General features: G+C 31.9%; 22 protein-coding genes. 4 read left to right on the top strand and 18 right to left on the bottom strand.

What is annotated here, in order from left to right; all coding sequences use genetic code 11:
• Window positions 1-70: 70 nt before the first annotated feature.
• The 6 genes from BM371_RS00410 to BM371_RS00385 all read right to left on the bottom strand — a co-directional run bounded on the left by BM371_RS00410 (window position 71) and on the right by BM371_RS00385 (window position 6,442).
• On the bottom strand, window positions 71-973 hold the full coding sequence (locus tag BM371_RS00410) for a UDP-3-O-(3-hydroxymyristoyl)glucosamine N-acyltransferase (protein WP_034674562.1): 903 nt from the start codon (window positions 971-973) through the stop codon (window positions 71-73).
• A 300-nt stretch (window positions 974-1,273) separates the two neighbouring features.
• Window positions 1,274-1,837, bottom strand: a complete 564-nt coding sequence (efp, locus tag BM371_RS00405) for an elongation factor P (protein WP_034674561.1) — start codon at window positions 1,835-1,837, stop codon at window positions 1,274-1,276.
• Window positions 1,838-1,914: 77 nt separating this feature from the next.
• Entirely contained in the window at window positions 1,915-2,703 is a 789-nt protein-coding gene (gene lpxA / locus BM371_RS00400) for an acyl-ACP--UDP-N-acetylglucosamine O-acyltransferase (protein WP_034674559.1), read from the bottom strand.
• Window positions 2,704-4,101, bottom strand: coding sequence for a bifunctional UDP-3-O-[3-hydroxymyristoyl] N-acetylglucosamine deacetylase/3-hydroxyacyl-ACP dehydratase (locus BM371_RS00395; protein WP_034674557.1), 1,398 nt, complete (start codon window positions 4,099-4,101; stop codon window positions 2,704-2,706).
• Entirely contained in the window at window positions 4,094-5,125 is a 1,032-nt protein-coding gene (lpxD, locus tag BM371_RS00390; RefSeq protein WP_034674555.1) for a UDP-3-O-(3-hydroxymyristoyl)glucosamine N-acyltransferase, read from the bottom strand. Before lpxD ends, BM371_RS00395 begins: the two co-directional genes overlap by 8 nt.
• A 111-nt stretch (window positions 5,126-5,236) precedes the next feature.
• On the bottom strand, window positions 5,237-6,442 hold the full coding sequence (locus BM371_RS00385; RefSeq protein WP_034674554.1) for an HD domain-containing protein: 1,206 nt from the start codon (window positions 6,440-6,442) through the stop codon (window positions 5,237-5,239).
• Window positions 6,443-6,700: 258 nt separating this feature from the next.
• Between BM371_RS00385 and porX the strand changes: the two genes are divergently transcribed.
• The 4 genes from porX to BM371_RS00365 all read left to right on the top strand — a co-directional run bounded on the left by porX (window position 6,701) and on the right by BM371_RS00365 (window position 9,876).
• Window positions 6,701-8,245 carry a T9SS response regulator signal transducer PorX gene (porX, locus tag BM371_RS00380; RefSeq protein ID WP_034674552.1) on the top strand — a complete coding sequence of 515 codons (1,545 nt, stop codon included), beginning with the start codon at window positions 6,701-6,703 and terminating at the stop codon, window positions 8,243-8,245.
• Window positions 8,246-8,361: 116 nt separating this feature from the next.
• Complete coding sequence (locus BM371_RS00375; protein WP_034674550.1) at window positions 8,362-8,721, top strand: ribosomal protein L7/L12; 360 nt, start codon at window positions 8,362-8,364, stop codon at window positions 8,719-8,721.
• On the top strand, window positions 8,675-9,046 hold the full coding sequence (locus tag BM371_RS00370; RefSeq protein WP_228423565.1) for a hypothetical protein: 372 nt from the start codon (window positions 8,675-8,677) through the stop codon (window positions 9,044-9,046). The genes BM371_RS00375 and BM371_RS00370 overlap by 47 nt, the downstream gene beginning before the upstream one ends.
• A 65-nt stretch (window positions 9,047-9,111) precedes the next feature.
• Window positions 9,112-9,876, top strand: coding sequence for an exodeoxyribonuclease III (locus BM371_RS00365; protein WP_034674546.1), 765 nt, complete (start codon window positions 9,112-9,114; stop codon window positions 9,874-9,876).
• Between the two features lie 57 nt (window positions 9,877-9,933).
• On the opposite strand, the gene BM371_RS00360 is transcribed toward BM371_RS00365, so the two are convergent.
• The 12 genes from BM371_RS00360 to BM371_RS00305 all read right to left on the bottom strand — a co-directional run bounded on the left by BM371_RS00360 (window position 9,934) and on the right by BM371_RS00305 (window position 23,437).
• Complete coding sequence (locus BM371_RS00360; RefSeq protein WP_034674544.1) at window positions 9,934-10,305, bottom strand: septal ring lytic transglycosylase RlpA family protein; 372 nt, start codon at window positions 10,303-10,305, stop codon at window positions 9,934-9,936.
• A 514-nt stretch (window positions 10,306-10,819) separates the two neighbouring features.
• Window positions 10,820-12,121, bottom strand: coding sequence for a 30S ribosomal protein S12 methylthiotransferase RimO (gene rimO / locus BM371_RS00355; protein WP_034674543.1), 1,302 nt, complete (start codon window positions 12,119-12,121; stop codon window positions 10,820-10,822).
• A 111-nt stretch (window positions 12,122-12,232) separates the two neighbouring features.
• The gene (gene rfbC / locus BM371_RS00350) at window positions 12,233-12,778 is read right to left on the bottom strand and encodes a dTDP-4-dehydrorhamnose 3,5-epimerase (protein ID WP_034674541.1); all 546 of its coding nucleotides are present in this window, start codon (window positions 12,776-12,778) and stop codon (window positions 12,233-12,235) included.
• Window positions 12,779-12,796: 18 nt separating this feature from the next.
• Window positions 12,797-13,744 (bottom strand): sugar transferase, encoded by a 948-nt coding sequence (locus BM371_RS00345; RefSeq protein WP_051882654.1) that lies wholly within the window; start codon window positions 13,742-13,744, stop codon window positions 12,797-12,799.
• Window positions 13,745-13,806: 62 nt separating this feature from the next.
• Window positions 13,807-14,559, bottom strand: a complete 753-nt coding sequence (locus tag BM371_RS00340) for a glycosyltransferase family 2 protein (protein ID WP_034674539.1) — start codon at window positions 14,557-14,559, stop codon at window positions 13,807-13,809.
• Between the two features lie 405 nt (window positions 14,560-14,964).
• On the bottom strand, window positions 14,965-15,696 hold the full coding sequence (locus BM371_RS00335; RefSeq protein WP_074958520.1) for a glycosyltransferase: 732 nt from the start codon (window positions 15,694-15,696) through the stop codon (window positions 14,965-14,967).
• 10 nt (window positions 15,697-15,706) lie between these two features.
• Entirely contained in the window at window positions 15,707-16,861 is a 1,155-nt protein-coding gene (locus tag BM371_RS00330; RefSeq protein ID WP_034674537.1) for a glycosyltransferase family 4 protein, read from the bottom strand.
• A gap of 10 nt (window positions 16,862-16,871) precedes the next feature.
• The gene (locus tag BM371_RS00325; RefSeq protein WP_034674536.1) at window positions 16,872-18,089 is read right to left on the bottom strand and encodes an EpsG family protein; all 1,218 of its coding nucleotides are present in this window, start codon (window positions 18,087-18,089) and stop codon (window positions 16,872-16,874) included.
• Between the two features lie 2 nt (window positions 18,090-18,091).
• Window positions 18,092-19,045, bottom strand: a complete 954-nt coding sequence (locus BM371_RS00320; protein WP_034674534.1) for a glycosyltransferase family 2 protein — start codon at window positions 19,043-19,045, stop codon at window positions 18,092-18,094.
• Between the two features lie 20 nt (window positions 19,046-19,065).
• On the bottom strand, window positions 19,066-19,605 hold the full coding sequence (locus BM371_RS00315; RefSeq protein ID WP_034674533.1) for an acyltransferase: 540 nt from the start codon (window positions 19,603-19,605) through the stop codon (window positions 19,066-19,068).
• Window positions 19,606-19,612: 7 nt separating this feature from the next.
• Window positions 19,613-21,064 carry an oligosaccharide flippase family protein gene (locus BM371_RS00310; protein ID WP_034674531.1) on the bottom strand — a complete coding sequence of 484 codons (1,452 nt, stop codon included), beginning with the start codon at window positions 21,062-21,064 and terminating at the stop codon, window positions 19,613-19,615.
• A 15-nt stretch (window positions 21,065-21,079) separates the two neighbouring features.
• Entirely contained in the window at window positions 21,080-23,437 is a 2,358-nt protein-coding gene (locus BM371_RS00305; protein WP_034674529.1) for a GumC family protein, read from the bottom strand.
• Window positions 23,438-23,474 lie beyond the last annotated feature (37 nt).

The following is a 23,474-nucleotide window of genomic DNA, read 5'->3' as shown; positions in this document are numbered from 1 at the left end:
TTTCTTATTTTATTAATGCTCACAAATTTACTTATTTTTCTTTGATTTTAAATAAATCAGAGCAATTTGTTTACTCAAGATTTCTCAATTTCACCTCTTTTTTCAGGTAAGTTTTATAATCTTCGGCAAACATTCCGATGTACGTTCCTTTTTTAAGGTCACGGTTGACTCCTGTTTTACCTAAAAGTACAGAACCGCTTTCAATATTATTTCCTGAAGCGATCCCCACCTGTCCCCATAAAGTTACCTCATCACCGATGATACAGCACCCTGCAACACCAACCTGAGAAGCGATGAGACATTTTTTTCCGATAACTGTATCATGACCAATCTGAATCTGATTATCTAAGACCGAACCTTCACCGATAATTGTAGAATCTGTAACTCCTCTGTCGATGGTACAGCCGTTTCCGATTTCTACGTTGTTTTCAATAATGACATTTCCCACCGAAATCAAACGGTCGAAATTTCCGTTCAGTTTTCTGTAATAGAAAGCATCACCACCTAAAACGGTATTGGACTGTATCACCACATTATCTCCAATAATCGTTCTGTCTCCTATAACTACATTTGGGAAAATTAAAGTGTTTTTTCCGATGGTTACATTATTTCCGATGACCGCGGAAGGATGAATTTTTGTACCCTCTCCTATTTCAACATCATGAAGGGTCTCCGTGAAGTTGTAAATTCTTGTAAAGTGCGTGTTGATTTTATTAAAATCTCTGAAAGGGTCTTCAGAAACCAAAAGTGCTTTTCCTTCGGGGCATTCTACTTCTTTATCGATTAAGATAATGGTTGCAGCAGAATTCAGTGCTTTTTCGTAATATTTTGGATGATTGACGAAAACGATTTCTCCTGCTTTTACACGATGAATTTCGTTGGTTCCCAAAACTTCGAAATCTTCAGAGCCGATAAATTTTGCTCCGATGAGATCAGCAATCGTTTTAAGTTTTTGTGGCTGATGAAACGTCATATTTTTAAATGATGTTTGTTTTAAATCAACCTTGTCAAAGTTTAAAAACTTAACAAGGTTTCTAATGATGCTTTACTTAAATCAACTTTGCCAAGATCTGAAAACTTGACAAAATTTGTTTTTCTGTGTACATTGCAGCCCGGCTTGAACGGAGCTCTTTTTGCGAAACAAAGTGTAGCAAAAAAGCGGGAGTGGAAGACGGAAATTGCTGCCATAAAAATAAAAAAGGCTCACGAACAATATCGAAAAGCTTTTATAATAAGAAAGCTGGAAACCTCATGCTTCCAGCTTCCTGCTATTTTATTTTACTCTTTCAAGGTAAGAACCGTCTTCTGTGCTCACTTTGATTTTGTCTCCCGGCTCGATGAACAAAGGAACCATTACTCTTGCTCCTGTCTCAACGATTGCATTTTTCAGAGCATTTGTTGCTGTATTTCCTTTTACTCCAGGATCTGCTTCTACAACTTCAAGATAAACTGACTGCGGCAATTCTGCAGAAAGCGGAGTTTCGTCAACTTCTTTAAGAATGATTGTCACTTCCTCACCTGCTTTCATCAGGTTTGAGTTTTCAATCATGTCTTTGTTTAAATATAATTGAGAAAAATCTTCGTTATTCATAAAGTGGAAACCGTTCTCATCATCATAAAGATACTGGAATTTTCTTGTGATCACCTTTACTTCATCAATTTTGTGACCTGCAGAGAAAGTATTGTCGATCACTTTACCGTTGGTTACCGATTTTAGTTTTGTTCTTACGAAAGCAGGACCTTTTCCTGGTTTTACGTGAAGAAATTCGATTACTTTAAAAATATCATTGCTGTATTCAATGCAAAGGCCTTTTCTGATATCGTTACTTGTTGCCATACTTTTGGTTTAAAGTTTCGGGTTTAAAGTTTAAATCTATAAACTCGATTTTTTTTATAGTTATTTTTTATTCTAAATTATTCTTTTCCTGTTCCGTATCCCTTTACAATACCTCCAGGAGAGTTTTTGATAAATTCTAAAATTTCATCTCTTTCAGCAGTCGGAAGCATTTCTTTTTCGATATGAATTAATGCTTGGGTAACATTCATTTTCATCTGGAAGATATATCTGTAAATTTTCTGAATTTCGAAAATCTTATCATTAGTAAAACCTCTTCTTCTTAAACCTACAGAATTAATTCCGGCATAAGAAATGGGCTCTCTACCTACTTTAATGTAAGGCGGAATATCTTTTCTCACCAGTGATCCTCCTGAAACCATTGCGTGTTTTCCGATTTTACCGAATTGCTGAATGGCAGAAAGACCTCCCATCACTGTAAAGTCGCCGATTTCAACGTGACCAGCAATACCGCAGCCGTTTGCAATAATCACATTATTTCCGATAATGCAATCGTGCGCTACGTGGGAAGTTGCCATAATCAGACAGTTTTCTCCTACTTTGGTATATCCTAAAGCTTTTGTCCCTTTATTTACAGTAACACATTCTCTCAAGGTTGTATTATCTCCAATGATCGTCTGTGTATCTTCTCCTTCGAACTTCAAATCCTGAGGAATCGCAGAAATTACAGTTCCCGGGAAAATTTTACAATTTTTTCCGATTCTTGCACCATCCATAATGGTTACGTTAGACCCTATCCATGTACCTTCACCAATTTCTACATCTGCAGCAATTGTTGTGAAAGGTTCTACCACTACATTTTTGCCAATTTTTGCACGTTTATCTACGGCCGCTAATTGATGAATCATTTAATCAATTTTATTTTTTGCAACTTGAGCCATTAGTTCTGCTTCTACAGCAACAGTATCTCCTACATATCCGTAACCCTGCATGTGAACAATACCTCTTCTGATTGGTGTTATCAATTCAATTTTGAAAACTAAGGTGTCTCCAGGAATTACTTTTCTTTTAAATTTAACCTTGTCAATTTTAATGAAGTAAGTCGAATAGTTTTCAGGATCCGGAACGCTCGCCAAAACTAAAATCCCACCTGTCTGAGCTAAAGCTTCAACCTGTAAAACTCCTGGCATAACCGGTTCTTTAGGAAAATGACCTACGAAAAAAGGTTCGTTGAACGTTACATTTTTTAAACCTACAACATGGGTATCTGAAAGCTCAAGAACTTTGTCAATCAATAAAAACGGATAACGATGCGGCATTAATCTCATAATCCCGTTGATATCAAAAACCGGTTCTTTGTTTAAATCGAAATCAGGAACGTTTTTCTTTCTCTGTAATTTCCACTGACGATTCAGCTTTTTAGCGAACTGGGTATTTACAAAATGTCCTGGTTTGTTGGCTATAATTTTACCTTTAATTTTAACTCCGCATAAAGCCAAATCACCGATTACATCCAATAATTTGTGTCTTGCAGCTTCGTTCGGAAAGTTTAGAGTTAAATTATCTAAAATTCCATTTGGTCTTATTGACACGTGGTCTTTACCAAAGGCTGTTTTTAATTTTTCGGTTGTTTCGGGAGTTAAATCTTTATCAACATATACAATTGCATTAGAAATATCTCCACCTTTTATCAAACCGTGGTCAAGAAGCATTTCCAATTCGTGCAAAAAGCTGAATGTTCTTGCAGAAGAAATTTCTTCTTTAAATTCTGAAATATTTTTTAATGTAGCATTTTGAGTTCCTAAAACTTTAGTCCCAAAATCTACCATTGTAGTCACTTCATACGTATCTGAAGGGATGATTGTAATTTCTGAGCCTGTTGCGGGATCGCTGTAGCTCAACACTTCTTTTACAACAAGATATTCTCTTGCAACAGTTTGTTCTACAACACCAACACTTTCGATAGCTTCTACGAAAAATTTTGATGAACCATCTAAGATTGGTGGCTCAGAAGCATTCATCTCTAAAATTGCGTTATCTATATCGCAACCTACCAAAGCAGCCAAAAGGTGCTCACAAGTATTGATTTTAACACCTAATTTTTCTAATGTCGTTCCTCTTTCTGTTGCTACAACATAATTAACATCGGCTTCGACCTGAGGATGCCCCTCCAAATCTGTTCTTACGAAAACAAAACCTGTATTTTCTTTCGCAGGTTTAATGGTTAATTTTACTTCTTTACCAGTATGAAGACCAATTCCGGAAAGAGTAACTTCTTCCTGAAGGGTTTTTTGCATATCACTCATTAGTATGATCTTTTGAGTTATTCTCAAGATTATTTATTCTTTTCGCAAGTTCAGGAAGGTTCCTGAAATGCACGTAGCTTCTAAGATAGTCGTTGTAACTAATCGCAGGTGAACCATACACGGTTTCTTTATCATTAACGCTTGAGTTTACTCCACTCTGCGCCTGAATTTTCACCTGATTACCTATTTTTATATGACCTACAATGCCGACCTGACCGCCAATTTGATTCCAGTCGCCGATGGTTGTAGAACCTGCAATTCCTGCCTGAGCAGCAATGACGTTGTTAGCTCCGATTTTTACGTTGTGTGCAATCTGAATCAGATTATCTATTTTAGTACCTTTGCCAATCATCGTAGAGCCAATTGTCGCTCTGTCGATGCTACAGTTTGAACCGATTTCCACATCATCTTCAATAATAACATTTCCCAGCTGAGGAATCTTCTGAAAACCTTCAGGAGTCGGCTGAAAACCAAATCCATCACCACCTATAACGGTGTTGGAGTGTATCACACAATTATCTCCGATAATGCAATAATCATAAATTCTAGCACCACTGTCGATCTTACAGTTTTTACCAATTTTCACTCCTTTACCAATGTAGACCTGAGGAAAAACCTGTGAACCTTCACCAATTTTTGCTTTTTCTGACACATAAGTAAACGCTCCGATATATACTTTATCTCCGATTACGGCAGTTTCGTGAATCGAAGAGCCATCTTCAATGCCTTCTTTTCTGCCTTGCATTTCCTGATAAAGATTCATTAAAATCTGAAAAGAAAGATAAGCATCTTTTACGGCAATAATGGTAGGATTATATTGGTCTTTATTGATAAGCGTCTCGGTAACAATAAGTACCGAACATTTTGAAGTATCTAAATGATGCGCAAAACGATCCTGCGCAACAAAGGAAAGATGACCGGATTCCCCGCTTTCGATCGGTGAAACGCCGGTAATAAGCGCATTTTCGTCGCCTATAATTTTTCCGTTGATAAAACTTGCAATTTGCGAAGCTGTAAATTCCATATTCTGCAAAGATAAGAAATTCTCTTATTCGCAAACATTTGGAATATAGATTTTAGTATTTATTTAAGAAAAAATCACACATCAATCTTGAAAGTGTAAGAGAAAATCTTATTATAATCTTGGGAAAGTAAGAATATATCTTTTGGTTTTATGAACGATCAATCCTGACAAAAGCTGATCTTCCGACTCGTCCAGTCTCAGAACTTCACCACTTTTCTGTAACAGATAAATCGGCTGTTTTTCTGTATTATAAGGAAGAAGACTTCTTGTAATTTCGTGCACCAGTTCTTTTCCGTTATCGATTCCGAAAAATTCGTTTGTATTTCTTATTTTTTCATCAATAAAATTTTCATCAAAAGGATGTGACGAAATAATGGTTTTAGGAAGATTTCGCTGAATGACACATTGACACCAATAAGACAAGATAAAATCATCAGATTTCTGCCACAATTTCATTGCCTGAATCACATCATTATCATCAAGTTGCGTAAAACGTTCAACATCTTCATCGGTTGCAGCGCTTTTTCCTCTGTGTAAAAAATATTTTAAATTTTCGGTTGCAGGTAAATCGACGCCTTCAGAAGCCAGATATTTTGCTCTTTCTAAAATTTTAACCAAAATAAATTCTGCCAAAGCGGAAGTTTTATGATAATAAACCTGCCAATACATAAACATTCTTGCAGTAAGGAAGTTCTCAATCGAATAAACACCTTTCGCATCGATAACCAATTCTTCTTTGCAAACGTTCATCATCGAAATAATTCTTTGTGTATTGATATTTCCTTCTGAAACTCCCGTAAAAAAGCTGTCTCTGTTCAAATAATCCAAGCGGTCTACATCCAGTTGCGAACTGATTAACTGATTAAAAAACTTTCTGTGGTATTTCCCCTGAAACATCTCAATCGCCGTTGATAACTCACCATTAAACTCATCATTTAATCTGTTCATTAATAATAAGGAAAGATTTTCATGATGCCAATCATCCATTAACATACTTTCTAAAGCGTGCGAAAACGGACCGTGACCAATATCATGCATCAGAATTGCCAACATGGCGCCTTTTTCTTCATCAGGAGAAATTTCAACACCTTTCTGTTTTAATGTTTCCAAAGCGGTAAACATCAGATGCATTGCACCGATAGCATGGTGAAATCTCGTATGCGTTGCACCTGGAAAAATTAAATTTAAAAGTCCGGTCTGCGAAATTCTTCTTAATCTTTGAAAATAGGGATGTTCGATAACATCAAATAAGATTTCGTGAGGAATTTTGATAAAACCGTGTACCGGATCGTTGATAATTTTAAGCTTATTCTGCATGGAAGTATTGTGAGACAATTGCAAAATTAAGTTTTTAATGTCAATTCAAAGAAAACAGACAATTATTATTTGAAATATAAAGATTAAAATTTGTTTAAAAATCGCAGTATTTATCTTATCTTCATAGAATAATTCAGGATTAAATATTTATCGAAAATCTTTAACTAAGATTTAACTTTTCAGCTCATTAAATTGGGAGATTTTACCAAGTTTTGGTCAAAGTTTTGATACTATAATCCGCATAAAAAATAAACTTGTATGTCAGACAAAATATTATGGATTGATGATGAAATAGATTTACTAAAACCGCATATTGTTTTCCTCGAAAAGAAAGGTTACCATGTAACTCCGGTAAACAATGTGAATGAGGCTTTGGAACTGATTGACTCAGAAAAATTTGATTTAACATTAATCGACGAAAATATGCCGGGAATTTCCGGCCTTGAAGCCATTCCGATGATCAAAGAAAAAGACAGTTCTCTGAAAATCGTGATGGTTACCAAAAGCGAAGAAGAGCATATCATGGAAGAAGCAATCGGGTCACAGATCTCAGATTATATTCTGAAGCCTGTAAATCCGAACCAGATTTTGCTTTCATTAAAGAAAAATCTTCAGGAAGATAATCTTGTAGAGCAAAAAACAATTCTTCAGTATCAGCAGGAATTCAGAAATCTTTCGATGGAGCTTTCTTATTTAAGAACCTATCAGGATTGGGCTGAATATTATAAAAAAATAGTGAACTGGGAACTTAAATTTGATAAAGTGACCGATAACGAATTTGCAGATCTTTTGCAATCGCAGAAAGAGGAAGCGAATATTCAGTTTGCAAAATTTATTGAAAATAATTACGAAGACTGGCTAAATGGCTCAGAAAAACCGATGATGAGCCATACTTTATTTAAAGATAAAGTAAAACCGGAGATGGAAAAAGAAAAAGTTTTGCTTTTAATGATCGACAACCTACGATACGATCAGTGGAAAGTAATCGAACCTTTATTTACCAAGCATTATAATAAGGTATCTGAAGATTATTATTACAGTATTCTTCCAACAGCGACTCAATACGCAAGAAACTCTTTCTTTGCCGGACTTTTACCTTCAGAAATTGAAAAACGTTTCCCTGATAAATGGTTTAACGATAATGAAGAAGGGAATAAAAATGAATTTGAGCGTGATTTCCTGGAAGATCAGATGAAAAGAGTTGGTTTAAGCTCAAAATCGATGAAGTATCTTAAAGTTCTGAATGCCGATTTTGAAAGAAAAATCTATGATGATTTCAATCAGCATAAAAACAATGATCTTTTGGTGATTGTTTACAACTTTATCGATATTCTTTCTCACGCTAAGACCGATAATCATATTGTTGATCAGCTAATCAGAGATGATAAAACGTTCAGATCTTTGACAATGAACTGGTTTGAGAATTCTTCAATACTAAAGATCATTAAATTAGCTGCAGAAAGCGGATTTAAATTAGTTATTACAACCGATCATGGAACGGTTTATGTGAAAAAACCAAGCCGCGTTGTCGGTGACAGAGAAACATCAACCAACATCCGTTATAAAACCGGAAAAAGCCTGACTTATGACGATGGTGACGTTTGGGCAGTTACAAATCCTGAAAAACTATTTTTACCGAAAGGAAATTTAAGCTCCAAATATATTTTTGCAAAGAATAATATCTTTTTAGCGTATCCTAAAAATTATAATCATTTTGTAAATTATTACAAAGAAACCTATCAGCACGGCGGAATTTCTTTGGAGGAATGTATTATTCCTATTAGTGTTCTTGAACCGAAATAACTTTTTGCTTTTAGCTGATTGTTTATTAGAAACTTTAATTCCGGCGGGAAAAATCTTCGATTTTTCCCGCCGGAATTTTTTATATTTTGTAAATTACCGAAAATAATTTTCCAACCATGACCGATGACGAAATCTTTTTGCAAAAACACAATATTCTTACCTCTGTACAGGAATTAATACAGAGAAACGAAATGATCTCTGCCATAAAATTAGTAAAGGATAAAACAGGGTTGGGCCTGAAAGAATCTAAAGATCTTGTTGATAATATTAGCAAGTTTCCTTTCAGTTCAGCACAAAATTTCAATCATGTATCCAGCGTTTCCACAAATGAAATATTACAGAAAAATAATATCGGAGAAGAAATCAACACACTTTTACAACAAAACAAAAAATTAGAAGCTATAAAAGCTGGTTATCGACAACACCGGAATGGGCTTACTCAATGCGAAAAACTTTGTAGAAAGCATTCAAAATAAAGAAACCACCTTCATAAATTTTTCCAATATCAGCGTAAAAATGACCAACATTAATGGAAAGATTACCGTAAAAATGAAAGAAGGTAGCAATCCCGGAAAAATAATCTATCCGAATGATCCGAATTGGGAAAAAGCAAAAAAAATGCTTGGAAATAAACCAGAACTTCTTCAATATGAAACAGAATTTCTTAACGGGAAACATCCTATCCCTCAGAAAAAAAGCAATCTCTTCGTAGAAACTAATTCTTTTGGAAAATGGATTTTATTTTTCGTTTTGTTTTGCCTTATCATGCTGGTTATTTATTTTTTCAGTTCTAACAATTAAACAATAAATCTTGATATTAATTTTAATTCTTAAACTATAAAGATTATAAAGAGTATAATTTAAATATGAAACTAATTACCTACAACGTCAACGGAATCAGAGCTGCTTTTACAAAAGATTTTTTAGGCTGGCTGAAAACTGCAGACCCCGATATTATCTGCATTCAGGAAAGCAAAGCTGGAAACGATCAGATTGACATCGAAAGCCTTGAAAAAATCGGCTATCACAGTTATTGGCATTCTGCCGTAAGAAAAGGCTACAGCGGTGTCGGAATTGCATCTAAAACAAAGCCGAATCACGTAGAATACGGTTGCGGAATTGAAAGTTATGACAATGAGGGAAGAATTATCCGTGCAGATTTTGATGGATTTTCTGTGATTTCAGTTTATGTTCCTTCTGCATCAAACATTGAAAGACTGGATTTTAAAATGCAGTTTTGCCATGACTTTTTAGAGTACATTAAAAATTTAAAGAAAGAAATTCCAAACCTTATTATTTCGGGAGACTTTAATATCTGTCATCAGGCAATTGATATTCATAATCCGGTTGGTCTGAAGAACACTTCTGGTTTTTTACCGATGGAAAGAGAGTGGATGACTAATTTTATTGAAGAATGCGAATTGATTGACAGCTTCAGACTTTTTAATAACGAACCCGACAATTACACATGGTGGAGCTACAGACAAAATTCCAGAGCCAATAATAAAGGATGGAGACTCGATTATAATTTTGCATCTTATACTTTAAAAGATAAACTTTCAAGAGCGGTGATTTTAAAAGAAGCCGTACATTCTGATCATTGTCCTGCTTTATTAGAATTTCATCTATAAAAAACAAAAAATCCAGTTGATTTCTCAACTGGATTTTTCTTTAATTTAAATCATAAATTAATCGACAATTTCATATTCCACCGGGATAGTACCTCTATCGATATTCCCGATTTCATCGAACGCGGCTTTAGACATATCTAAAACTCTTGATGAATGGAAAGGCCCTCTATCATTAACCGTTACAATTACCTCTTTTCCATTGTTCAGATTGGTTACTCTAATTTCAGTACCAAAAGGAAGCGTTCTGTGTGCCGCAGTAAGTTTTGAATTATCAAAAACTTCTCCGCTGGCTGTTTTTCTACCGTTAAATTTATCGTGGTAGTACGATGCATAACTTGTTTTCTTCGCATCTGTAGTGTTATTCGAAAATGAATAAACACTAAAGGTTGAAATCATCATTATGATTACGAGAATGAATCTTTTCATCATGTTGAACTTTTACTTGTTTGACGAGGCAAAAGTATACGGAAACTTATTAGCTACCTATTTTAAATGTTAACAAATGTTAAATAAAACTTAAATAAAACTTAATTACTCTTGTAACTTCCTATAAATAGGGATTTTAAAGCATAGTGTTAAAAAACGTTAAAAAAATACTATAAAAGTTAACAGAATTAACTAATCGCAGCAGAATTAAGAGATGTAAAAAAGTAAAACAATCTGAAAATCAAACATTTAAACAAAATGCAAAATTTATCAAATTGACTGGAACTTCTTCAAATATCTATTAACTTATTAAGAAAACAGAAAAGGTTATGGGAAAATTAAAAAACAATAAAATCCTGCTTATACTTGTATTAATGGTTGTTTTAACTTCAATATTTTCGGCAGGAAAAGAATTTGGGCAATATCTCTATCAAAGATTTAACTAAAAAATTTCCTGCTATTTTAACTAAAATAAAAAAACCAATGAAAAATCATTGGTTTTACTCTTATAATTTACCTATACAAGTTCTCCGTAGAGATCGAATTCTTCTGCTGAAGTAATTTTTACATTAGCAAAATCTCCGATTGAAATGTAAGTATTCTCTGCTGAAACCAAAACGGTATTGTCTACATCCGGAGAATCGTATTCTGTACGACCCACGAAGTAATTACCTTCTTTTCTATCGAAGATACATTTATAAACCTCTCCGATTCTTGCCTGGTTCTTATCCCAAGAAATCTGTGACTGTAATTCCATGATTTCTTCAACTCTCGCTTCTTTTGCTTCCTGCGGAATATCGTCTTCCAAAACATAGGCTCCGGTATTTTCTTCATGAGAATAAGTGAAACATCCCAATCTGTCGAATTTCTGCTCTCTTACCCACTCTTTCAATTCCTGGAATCTTTCTTCAGTTTCTCCCGGATAACCGACAATTAATGTCGTTCTGATGGCCATATCCGGAACTTTCTCTCTGAATTTATCTAATAAAGCATTTGTTTTTTCGTGAGTTGTTCCACGCTTCATTGATTTCAACAAATCTGAATTGATATGCTGAAGCGGAATATCAATATAATTACAAACTTTCGGCTCTTCGCGGATGATATCTAAAACATCTTCAGGGAAACCACTTGGGAAAGCATAATGAAGACGAATCCATTCGATACCTTCTACTTTTACCAGTTCTTTTAAAAGTTCACCTAAAGCTCTCTTCTTATATATATCTAAACCGTAATAGGTTAAATCCTGAGCAATAAGAATTAATTCTTTTACTCCAACTTTTGCCAGTTTCTGAGCTTCTTTAACCAATTTTTCAATCGGTGTAGAAACGTGACCTCCTCTCATCAAAGGAATTGCACAAAATGAACAAGGTCTGTCGCAACCTTCAGAAATTTTTAGGTATGCGTAATGTTTCGGAGTAGTCGTTAATCTTTCTCCAACCAATTCATGTTTATAATCTGCTCCTAAATGCTTCAATAAAATCGGGAGATCTCTCGTCCCGAAATACTGGTCGACATCCGGAATTTCTTTAATTAAATCAGGCTTATATCTTTCGGAAAGACATCCCGTAACGAAAACTTTTTCAACTTCGCCTCTGTTTTTTGCCTCAACGAAATCTAAAATCGTATTAATTGATTCTTCTTTGGCATTATCGATGAATCCGCAAGTATTAATCACGACAATATCACCTCTGTCTTCGTGCACAACTTCTTTTCCGTTGGCTTTCAGCTGGCTCATCAACACTTCAGAATCGTAAACGTTTTTGGAACAACCTAATGTTACGATATTTATCTTCTTTTTACCTACAGATTTTGTGCGCATTTTATATTGAATAATAAGTAATTAGTAATCAGTAATTTTTGTGGCTGCAAATTTACGCATAAAAAAAGAACCGACAGATTCGGTTCTCTATTTAGATTTATTATAAACAATTTAAAAGTTTTTTTCAGAAAATAAAGGCGCATTTTGATCTTTCTCTGAAAGAATCATATCTTTCTCATCCAATTTCCAGTCTATCCCTAAATAAGAATCATCAAATTTCACACTTCCTTCAGATTCTTTATTATAAAAATTATCACATTTATAAGAAAAAACAGCCGTTTCACTAATTACTGAAAAACCATGACCAAAGCCTCGCGGTACATAAAGCTGTAATTTGTTCTCAGGTGTAAGCTCAATGCCAAACCATTTACCAAATGTTGGAGAATCTTCCCTAAGATCAACAGCAACATCCCAAACCTTTCCTTCTAAACAAGAAACCAGTTTTGCTTGTGCATACTCTCCTTTCTGCAAATGTAATCCTCTTAAAACACCATAAGAAGATTTTGAAATATTATCCTGAACGAAATGCCCATTCATTCCGGTAAGTTCTTCAAATTTCTGTTCGTTAAATTTTTCAAAAAAATAACCTCTGTCATCTTCAAAAACAGTGGGTTCTATTATGTAGCAGTCTTTTAAGGGGGTTTGTTTTATTTTCATATCGTAAAAGCTAAACTTTTAGTTACTATTAAATGTGAGTACTACTTTAATTGTTTTAATAAGAATTTTAAAATCCAAATAGGGTGTATAACTTTTTATATAATATAAATCATATTCAAGTTTTTTCAAATTATCCTTGGGTGTTGCCTTTGGAAGATTAACTTGTGCCCAACCAGTAATACCTGGTTTTACAAGATGTCTTAAATCAAAATAAGAGTTTTCTGCAATTGATTCCTTCACATACTTTGGACGTTCAGGCCTAGGTCCGATGATACTCATATCACCATTAAGAACATTAAACAATTGAGGAAGTTCATCAATTTTGGTTTTTCTTAAAAATTTACCTACTGCAAAAAGTCTGTCATCTTTATCTTTCGTATATCCTCCATCATGTTTTCTGGTCATTGTTCTGAGTTTGTAAATTTTAAATTTTTTAGAATTTTTACCCACTCTTTCCTGACTAAAAAAAACATTCCCCGGAGAATTTATAAAAACAGAAATACATCCTAATAAAATTATAAATAAGGCAAAAGGCAACAAAAGTAATGAAATAATGATATCAATTACTCGTTTAAAAAGAAAGTCCAAATTATCCAAGCCAATTGAGAACACATCATCGGCTAAATATTCATCTGATTCAAGTTTTACTAAAGGAATTCTGCCATTTATCTTCTCATAAAATTCGTGCACCTCAAAAACTTGTATCCCTTGAAGTTTTGCTTCAATAATTTCATTAGTAATCTTTTCTGGGAGATGGTTTAAATCTGAAGTTTCAATCACTATAGTTTTTACATTTAATTTATTAATATATTCTGATATATTTTTGTTATCTGTTCTGGAATTAAAAAAGACTGATTTGTAAGACTTGGTAAAATTAGAATCTTTAAAAATTTTTTCTGAGATACTGCTTACATTTATAAATAGATATCTTTCAGAACTTCTGGAAAGATTTAAATAGTTTTTCATGTTTAGATTTCATCATTCAAATTCTATATGTACAAATATATATAATTTCTCAATAAATATTTCTATTTAAATAAATATTGAAACATTTTAGACATCCAGCGTTTGTATGGATAGTAAAAAGGAACACTTATATTGTTTGACTTGAAAGCCTGAAGTATTTCATTTTTGCCTCTTTTTATATTTTTAAAGTTTTTATTAGATTCACCTCCCAATCTCATCTTCAGTAAAAATTCTTTAATATAAAATGTACTTATAGCATATTTTTCTAAAAATCTTAACATAATCTCAAAATCAGCTGCAATTCTATAATCCGTATTAAAATTGCCAAATTTATCATACACTTCTTTTTTCACAAAAAAAGATGGATGAGCTGGATGCCAACCTGACATAAATGAGCATTTTTCGCCTATTTTCCAGCTTCGCACAATCTTATCAGTATCATTTTCTTTTACATAGTATAGATCTGCATACACTGAATCGACATTTTCTCTAATGAATGCATTAGAAATCTTTTGTAATACACTATTTGAAATATAAAAATCATCAGAATTCAGAAGTCCTACTATATCACCTGAGGTATGATTGATACCTTTATTCATTGCGTCATATATACCACCATCTTTTTCACTTATCCATTTCATTCTTCCTTCAAACAGAGGCTCGTAATTTTTAATAATTTCTAAAGTACTATCTGTCGATCCGCCATCAATAATTATATATTCAATATTTTGATACGTTTGATTCAGCACAGATTCTATGGCTGTTTTAAGATATTTCTCACTGTTCCAACAAACAGTAATAATGCTTATTTTCATAAAATTATTATATGGCCGAGTGGCTTTTTCATTTAAAATCTGCTCAGAAATCCATTGGTATGTTCTTTCATTCCTACTTCCAAAGGTTGTAAAACCCAGCCTATTTTTTCTTTATGTTTTTTTTTCTTTTACACATAAATGACATTTGAAAGCACATTTTGAATTAAAATCTTCATCTTCTAGGCTTGCAGTAAGTAGTTACTTCTGTGATATATCATTAGTCTGATTTTTAAAATCGCCAACGACAAACTCACTACATATTCTTAATAATCCAAATAATTATATTTTTCGACATCACAAATTCTTACCTGATGCCTTTTTTTAATTCATAAATAACTATCAATAGATTACTATCAAATAGCATTAGATTTCACTTCATGTTTTTTATTAGAATAAATCACAAATTTAACTATTTATTCTTTTTAAAATATCAACTATCGCTTGCCAAAAATAAAATCGAGCTCTTATTTTTTTTGCAAAACTTCTTTTTTTTAAACTCACATTATTTTGATGCACTGTATATAACAAAGTATCATCTTTAAGATGACACACTGATTTTAACATATTAGCATTCATCGCAATCCATAAATCGTGCGCTTCTATATATTCTGGAAAAGGCAAAATAAATTTTAGCAAATTTTCATCAATCATCATTGTGCATCCGTAATATGTAGATTTACCTTGAAAAATTCTCAGAATATTTACAATGTATTTCGACGATTTTTCTGTTTCCAATTTTTTAAATTCTCTATAATTAGAATTATTCTCAAATTTCGGCTTAAAGTTTGAAGCGACTAAAAGAACTTTTTCTTTTCTTATTTTTTTTTCAAGTTTTTGTAACCTTCCTTCTATCCATATATCATCTTGATCTGCTAGACATATATATTTGTTTTTTGCTAGTGCTAAGGCTTTTTCAAAAGTCTTTACATGCCCTATATTTTTTTCGTTTTCTACAAGTCTGATAAAATTACTATTGTATTTTTTTATTAAACTTACTGTATTGTCTTTAGAACTGTCATCAACAATAATTAATTCATCACCAGTAATCAGTTGACTAAGTATTGAGTCTATTTGTCTTTCTATATACTTTTCTCCATTATATGAAGCCATACAAACAGAAATTGAAACTCTTTCCATCACTATTGTTCTATCTTTTATTTAATATAGATTTCATTGCATCCAAAAAGTATTCAGCAGATCTCATCCAGCTTTTTTCACCATAAAAATATTTCATTGAAATGTTTTCTGACATTTCTTGCAGTATTTGAGGATTTTCATATAACTTAAATATTGCTTGTTTAATTTGTTCGGTACTTTTAGGTTCTATAATCAAGCCTGTTTTGTTGTTTTCTATCATTTCCGGCAATCCACCTACATTTGTAGCTATTACAGGCTTTTTAAAAGCAAAACATGACATAATTACCCCACTTTGTGTAGCATCAATATAAGGGCAGATTACAACAGCAGAATCTAAGATCAGCCGCGATAATTCTGTAGGCTGAATAAACTTATTTAATATTTTTATCTGAGGATAATTATAATACTTTGTGACATCAAAATCAAAATTTCCACTTCCTGCGACTGTAAAACTAATATTCGGATATTTCTCTGATTGAATAATTTCTACACAAGCATCCAAGAAGAATTTAACACCTTTATATGGAGATATTCTTCCAAAAAACAATACATTAAAGTCTTTATTTGTCTTATCTTCTTTTTTACCATATAAAGTAAGATATTCATAAATACTAAGAAATGAAGTAAAAACTTTATTCGGATTTTGTCTGTAATGTTTGATAAAATCATTCTTTTGATTTTCATTGAGCAACATCTTATACCCTAAGAATGAAAAATATAATTTCCTAAGAAATATGTCTACTTTAAAATTTTCACCGCTATGAAAAAAAGGATCATGGATGATGAGTAAACTTTTTTTCCTATAATTAAATGCTGTCAAGAAATAGGTTATGAGATGGCTATCAAGAATTATAATGTCCGGATTTATTTCTTTAATTTTTTTATTAATTCTGTAAGAATTATAAATTTTCTTTACTATATTATTTTGCCTGGTCCCCTTTATAACATATGTCTTTTCTAATGGTATCAGTTTCGAAAAACGCTTTATTTCTTCTACTTCGTTTCCATTTGATATAAATTTAGAAAGTTTATTTTTATCCAAATAATTATCTATTTCATATAATGCTTCAGTAAAAAAATAGATATCACATTTATTTTTTAAAGCATTAATCAAAGAAATATTTGCATCAAAAGCAAAAGTTGATAAAAATGCAACCTTCATCATTATTTATAGTTTATTTATTACCGATTATCTTATCTAAATGCTTACCCAAAATATAGTAGGCTCTACTAACGGAAGGATTATCCCAAAGTATATTTTCATATTTCCTAGTTATGAAACAGTTTGAAAAATACATTTTATAAGTACCAAAAAAAAACAATATAATTGTAAATACTAACTTAAAAACTTCCTTCAAAACAACGTAAAGCAAAGGATATAAAATCCAATAACTCAGCACAAAAAGCGTGGTTAATCTATCAATTAAAACAGAATATTCAGAAAGATAAAGATATATTATACTATATATGAAAAACAGATTAAAGAATATATTTTGTAGTTTTTCGTTTTTCATTTTTTCTCCGATTTTATTATACATGGCATATATAAGTATAAATGAGAGAATTTTTTCAACAAAACCAAATGTAATCCCATATCCTGTGTTGTACATACTGTCACCTGAATATCCTTTAGCCATAAGGAAATAAGCCCCTCCCAAAATATTTCCTAAAAATAATACGATTGGGGTAACGAACTTTATCTGTCCCAAGTACAAAACACACCCTAATATAAACATTCCCCAAACAATAAAAGAGGGTATTTTTTTGTGAAGAAAAAAATAGAGCGGAAAGAAAAAAATCGCAGAGGTATGAAAAAATAATCCTATCAGATTGCAAATATAAAATTTTAGAGGATCTCTGTTGCGAATAAATTGTAAAGAATAAATGAACAAAAATATTGCTTTTGAATTTCTCAATAAATTAACCTCCAATAAAATACCTCCAAAAATAAGAAACATGATAAACGCCAAAATATAATGAGGCGAATATTTATTGAAAAAATAATTAAGAAATAAAACGTCTATCAGGGATGAAACAATTTGTAAAAAGAAATAATCTTTTGAAATTGTTTTTAAAATAACTAAAAAGACTTTAAACCCTGGTTCGATTTTAAGAAGATAATCTTCATCAAGGTTCCAGAAATAATCTGTAACTCCCCGAACGTTATCTAGCGAAGGAGTGTTTTCGTACAAGGAGTAATACAATGCAAAATCCGTGTCGATATAGCCCCTGAAGCCAAAAAATACAAAAAACACAAGCATTGCAGCATAACGTACAATTTTAATATCATCACCTTTACTTCGTAATCTGTTTTCCCATAAAAAAAGGAGAAAGAATACAATAAAGAGAATAACATACGGTATTGAATATGTAAAACTAAAAGTAGGTTCCATTTTTAAGTGATTTTGGATCTATTTTTCTTTACTGTAAGAATCAATGCATAAATGAGATGCTGTAAACTTAATCTGTAATTATTTTTTTTTGAAACAAATTTAATCATATCTCTTAAGTAATACCCTTTTGTAAAACCATTATAAGCAATTGTGTCTATTCTCTTTTTTAAAAATAATTTGTCTTTATCATATTTGATCATGTTATAAAAGCACTGATCAAGATAATTATCCGGAAGATTATTTTTCAAAAAGGAATCAACCCATCTTTCTTCTTCAATGATTGCATTCATTTTTAAATCAATAGATCCTGAATTTGATATTGTAAATTCTGACTGCCGATAACAAAATACTGGTTCTTGAGTGTGAACTATTCCTTTATCAGCTGCTGCTGTATATGATGTGATATCATCTGACGCCCATGCTAAAGGAAGTTTATAATAGCCACCTGTTTTTATCAAAGACTCTCTTTTATAAACAAAGTCTGAAACATATTGACTTCTAAATTTATTCATTCGATGCCACATATTTTCATATACTGATTCCCAATCTGGCCATGAAGGCGTAAGACCTATAACTTCAGAGCTGCTATTAATAATAAAAGATCTGCAATGATATACTTCATTTTCAGGGTTGCTATTTATTAAATCATTAAATACAGATAAGTAATTACTTTGCATAGTATCATCATCACCCATCAGCATAAAATAATCACCTTTGGCATATGACAAACAAAGATTCCAATTATCCACAACATTTTCTGCACCTATATTTACACTATTTTTATAATAAATAATACGATCATCATTGAACTGTTGAACAATTTCATCCAAATTTTCAGGAGAAGCATCGTTTATAATGATCAGCTCAAAATTTTTGAAGTCTTGATTTAAAATACTATGAATACATTCATACAAAAACTTCCTTTTATAAGCCGGTATTGCAATTGTAAATCTCATACTTGTTTCTATATACTTAATTAAAAGAAAGGTTTATGATATTTTAATTTATACTGAATATCTCTATTTCTTGTACTGATTATTTTAAATGGTATACCCCCTACCACAGTATATTCCGGTACATCCTTATTCACGAGACACATAGCAGCAACTACAGCACCTTCATGTACCGTCACTCCTGGAAGTATAACTGTATTACAGCTAATCCACGCATTATCATTTATGTAAACAGGATTTCCTACCGCAGCAAAATCAGGCGAATTGTAATCATGTTGTAGACTGTATATAGAGACATTCGACGAAAAATTCACATTATTTCCGATGTATAAACCTACTCTGCCGTCCAACAACGCATTTTCGCCAATAATCACATTGTCACCAATTACGATTTTGCCCCATCTTATCTGACAACAACGATGTATAGTAGAATTTTTTCCGATTTTAACTCGTAAAAAATTTCTGTAATAAAATATTCTAAGCCAATGTATAGGAATATACCCTAAAATCAGAGCTCCATATTCTAATATAGAGATTGCATATTCTTTAAATAATCTTATCATTTCAAAATCAATTATTTTTCAATGAAACTATGGATGTTATTTTTTGATACAGGTTAATGAGTAAAGGATTTCTAAAAACCAAAAACCATAAGACAAAATAATAAGTATAAATTATTATAAAACCTATAATAAGTTTTAAAACAGAACTGATCCCGAAATACTTAGAAAAATAAAATGTTACTGCAATAATAGGTAATGTGCAGGCTATTTGCTTAAGTAACTCTTTGTAAGGAAAGGTGAATTCTATACTTTTTTTTGCGTAAAACAATGACAAAGCTAATATCAAGGTCTCACAAAATAACCAAACAACTGCCGATCCTATACTTTTAAAATAATGCACCAAAACAATATTAAGTACCACTCCCAAAACACCTCCAAATAGAGAATTCCACATAATCGTTTTATCTTTCTTTAAAGGCATCAATATCTGAATTACCAAAATCTGTTCTATACCTATTATTACCAATAAAGGCATTATAATCTGCATAGGAACAACAGCTCCCAAATACTCTTTACCTGCCAATAATAATATTATATCGTATGCAAATACCGTTGTAAAAACTATAATGGGAAAAGAAAACAATATTAAAAAATTAAAAGATTGGATAATTTTATCCTGAAATTCTTTTATTTTTCTATCAACAAGTAACGTTGTCATTCTAGGAAGCATCACTGCTGTAAAAGCAGTAAATACAGATAAAAATAACATATACAGTTTAGTAGCTGTCGTGTAGTATCCTACTTCTTTTTCATCCCAAACAAAACCTAAATAAGCTACATTAAGATGTACATACATTGAGGTTAAAATCATATATGAACCCATTACCGTAATAGATTTTACATATCTTCTATGGTTAAAGCCTTTTATCTTAAATTTGATAATTCGCAATAGATAACTCCAGTTTAAAATTGCATTAACAACAACAACTAAGCAAGTGAGAAAATAATAAATTTCAAAATCAGCTCTATTTTTCACCAGCAATAGAACCGATACAACATATACTAATTTTATAATTGTTGAGCGTACGGTAATAAATTTAAAATTTTCTATTCCAGTAAAAAACCACTCAACTAAACAAAAATTAAACATTAGTTTTATAATTCCTATAAAAAGCAGATGCGAATGTATCTGAAATTTTGGCACAAAAAAAATGAGGCAAACTAAAATGAGTATTGCTATCCCTGTAAAAAAAAAGTTTATAAGAAATATATCACGAAAAGATTCTTGAAGATCATCCTTATTATCTTTATATTTTGCAATCTCTCTTATACCTACTGAACCTACGCCCAACATAGAGAATAAAACAAAATAATTAATAATACTATCTACAAAATTTACAGCTCCAATATTATCGACCCCCAATACTCTGGAAACATATGGAAATGTGATAAATGTAAATAAGTACCCACTTAAAGTAAGTATTAAATTATATGCAAAATTTGTTTTTAAACTTGACATTTAAATGCATTCTGATTAACGTGAAAATAAATTCCACCATTTCTTATTTTCATCTGCATGGTAGCCGTAGCCAAATTTATTTCCATATCCGAAATTTGATTCAGCGACACCATTCACTACAATTCCTACATTATTTATTTTCTTATCAGCGACTGCATCATTCAAAAATTCAAAATACCCTTTTTCGGTGACCTCAGATCTCGTCACATATACAACAACATCGCTTTTATCAGCAATCAACAAAGAATCTGTAACAAGTAATAATGGTGCAGTATCTAAGACAATATACTTGTATTTATTCATATTTTTCACCAAGTTCAAAAGTTCATCCAATCGCCCATTTTCTAAAAGATCTGTAGGATTTGGAGGAATCGACCCAGAATATATAAAATCGCAATTATCATTATAACCGCTTGGATGAATAATTTCATCAATAGAATTTTCTTCACCACTCAAAAATTCAGTTAATCCCTTAGCCAATTTCATTGCAGGATTATATCGCTGCAACTGAGGGTTTCGCACATCTGCTCCTACCACAAGCACCTTATTTCGAGAAGAAGCCAAAACAATCGACAAATTGGTCGAGACAAAAGTTTTACCCTCGCCTTTTACGGAAGAGGTAATCATAATTATTTTTGCCCCTTCTTCTTTGGACTGAATTAAAAACTTCAGATTAGTAACGAATATTCTGAATGCTTCAGCGATTGGAGAAACATCATTAAAACTTACCAAAGGAGTATCTTTATTTTTAAGTTTTGGAATCTCTGCAATAATAGGAACTTTTGTAAGCTTAGCTACATCTGAACGAGTAATAATGCTACTTTGCAACAGATTTCTTAGATAAATTATAGTAAAAGGTATCGCTGCACCCGCTAAAAGAAACATGCCTAAAATAAGCATTTTTCTTGGAGCTACAGGATCCTTAAAGATAAATGCCTTATCAATTACCCTTGCCTTCTCTGCGGTTATTTCCATACTGATTGCAGCTTCTTCTCTTTTTTGTAGGAGCAATAAGTATAAACTTTCTTTAATCTGTTGTTGCCTTTCAATACTTCTAAAGAGTTTTTCTTGACTTGGTATTTTACTAATCGATTTTTCTGATCCTCCTAATTGTATTTCTACTTTTCTTCTAGCCAATCCTAATGCAGTTGCATTCTTTTGTAAAGTTTCAGACAGTGAAGATCTCATTTCATCAATTTGCTTATTGATATCTTTCACAAGCGGGTTATCTGGAGTCGCCTGCTGTAAATACTTATTTCTTTGTAAAACAAGTGCATTATAATCTTGAATAGATTTTGCAGCAGTCTCATCATTTAAACCAATATTATAAGGCAATAGATCTCCGGCACTTTTTTTATTCAATGTACTTTGAAGAATACTATTAACCTCTATCTGTGTTCCTAATTCCAGCAACTGAGACTTACTCTGTTCTTTCAATTGAAGATTGATACGTCCTTCAGTAGGTAAATCAACAATATTATTACCTGATTTAAATCCTTCTTTTTCGGTTTCAACACTTCCAAGTTCTTTAGAAATCAACCCAATTCTTTTGTCAATAAAATCTTTAGTTTTCTTTGATTCTATATTCTTATCATTGATCGCATAGATATTGTATTGTGTTACAAGTCTATTTAAAAAGTCTTTTGCTCTATTTATATTTTCAAAATCTACAGAGAGTGTTATAATTGTTCCGTCTTTATCAAGCAGATCAACCTTCATTGCTTTTTGATATAGTATCACGGAATTATCAAAAGTTGTATAATAAAAACAAACATCCGACATATCCACTTTATAAGGTGCCTTATACGAAGGATTTTTCCTAATCATAATGACAGCAAAAGGGAGATTTGTCGTTTTATTAAATGATGTAGTAATATCTTTTTCAAACTCATCTGACGAAAGAGTAATTGTATTTCCTTTGGCAGAAATTGATATTGGCTTTTTGGGTAAATCTACATTCTCTTTTTCCAGAATAACATTAACTATATAAGGATTTGTTTCTCCATAAAGTTCAATTTTTTTAAGTGCATCTTTTGCATAAAAAGTAGTTTGGAAATTAAGATCCTTCAAAACATCTTCTACAATAGCTTTAGATTCAAAAACACCTACTTCATTTTCTATACTACTAGTTCCCATGCCATTAATACCGCTCAAACTTTGAAGCACTCCGATATCACCTGATGCTGCAGACATTTTTTTTGCATCTTTAATAAGTACAGATGTTTGAGCCTTAAAAATAGTTGGCTTTGATTTGATATAAAAAATAGCCACCATTCCCATTAAGGTGACCATTCCTGCAAAATATTTCCAATTTTTAAGGTATGGACTTATTAATTCTTTGATATTAGTTTCTTTATTAGTAGTATTATCCATTTTTGGATTATATTGAAATTTAAGATTCTTTTTAATT

It is taken from the genome of Chryseobacterium formosense (assembly GCF_900116415.1).
GTDB lineage: Bacteria > Bacteroidota > Bacteroidia > Flavobacteriales > Weeksellaceae > Chryseobacterium > Chryseobacterium formosense.
This window is presented reverse-complemented; position numbering and strand designations above follow the sequence as displayed.

Coding starts and splice junctions, on each gene's coding strand:
- BM371_RS00385 (WP_034674554.1), bottom strand. CDS start 6,442: ATGCAGAATAAGCTTAAAATTATCAACGATCCGGTACACGGTTTTATC.
- BM371_RS00305 (WP_034674529.1), bottom strand. CDS start 23,437: ATGGATAATACTACTAATAAAGAAACTAATATCAAAGAATTAATAAGT.
- BM371_RS00320 (WP_034674534.1), bottom strand. CDS start 19,045: ATGAGATTTACAATTGCAATACCGGCTTATAAAAGGAAGTTTTTGTAT.
- porX (WP_034674552.1), top strand. CDS start 6,701: ATGTCAGACAAAATATTATGGATTGATGATGAAATAGATTTACTAAAA.
- BM371_RS00345 (WP_051882654.1), bottom strand. CDS start 13,744: ATGAAAAACTATTTAAATCTTTCCAGAAGTTCTGAAAGATATCTATTT.
- efp (WP_034674561.1), bottom strand. CDS start 1,837: ATGGCAACAAGTAACGATATCAGAAAAGGCCTTTGCATTGAATACAGC.
- BM371_RS00335 (WP_074958520.1), bottom strand. CDS start 15,696: ATGGAAAGAGTTTCAATTTCTGTTTGTATGGCTTCATATAATGGAGAA.
- lpxD (WP_034674555.1), bottom strand. CDS start 5,125: ATGGAATTTACAGCTTCGCAAATTGCAAGTTTTATCAACGGAAAAATT.
- BM371_RS00340 (WP_034674539.1), bottom strand. CDS start 14,559: ATGAAAATAAGCATTATTACTGTTTGTTGGAACAGTGAGAAATATCTT.
- BM371_RS00330 (WP_034674537.1), bottom strand. CDS start 16,861: ATGATGAAGGTTGCATTTTTATCAACTTTTGCTTTTGATGCAAATATT.
- BM371_RS00310 (WP_034674531.1), bottom strand. CDS start 21,064: ATGTCAAGTTTAAAAACAAATTTTGCATATAATTTAATACTTACTTTA.
- BM371_RS00370 (WP_228423565.1), top strand. CDS start 8,675: ATGGGCTTACTCAATGCGAAAAACTTTGTAGAAAGCATTCAAAATAAA.
- BM371_RS00365 (WP_034674546.1), top strand. CDS start 9,112: ATGAAACTAATTACCTACAACGTCAACGGAATCAGAGCTGCTTTTACA.
- BM371_RS00325 (WP_034674536.1), bottom strand. CDS start 18,089: ATGGAACCTACTTTTAGTTTTACATATTCAATACCGTATGTTATTCTC.
- rfbC (WP_034674541.1), bottom strand. CDS start 12,778: ATGAAAATAAAACAAACCCCCTTAAAAGACTGCTACATAATAGAACCC.
- rimO (WP_034674543.1), bottom strand. CDS start 12,121: ATGCGCACAAAATCTGTAGGTAAAAAGAAGATAAATATCGTAACATTA.
- BM371_RS00395 (WP_034674557.1), bottom strand. CDS start 4,101: ATGAGTGATATGCAAAAAACCCTTCAGGAAGAAGTTACTCTTTCCGGA.
- lpxA (WP_034674559.1), bottom strand. CDS start 2,703: ATGATTCATCAATTAGCGGCCGTAGATAAACGTGCAAAAATTGGCAAA.
- BM371_RS00375 (WP_034674550.1), top strand. CDS start 8,362: ATGACCGATGACGAAATCTTTTTGCAAAAACACAATATTCTTACCTCT.
- BM371_RS00410 (WP_034674562.1), bottom strand. CDS start 973: ATGACGTTTCATCAGCCACAAAAACTTAAAACGATTGCTGATCTCATC.
- BM371_RS00360 (WP_034674544.1), bottom strand. CDS start 10,305: ATGATGAAAAGATTCATTCTCGTAATCATAATGATGATTTCAACCTTT.
- BM371_RS00315 (WP_034674533.1), bottom strand. CDS start 19,605: ATGATAAGATTATTTAAAGAATATGCAATCTCTATATTAGAATATGGA.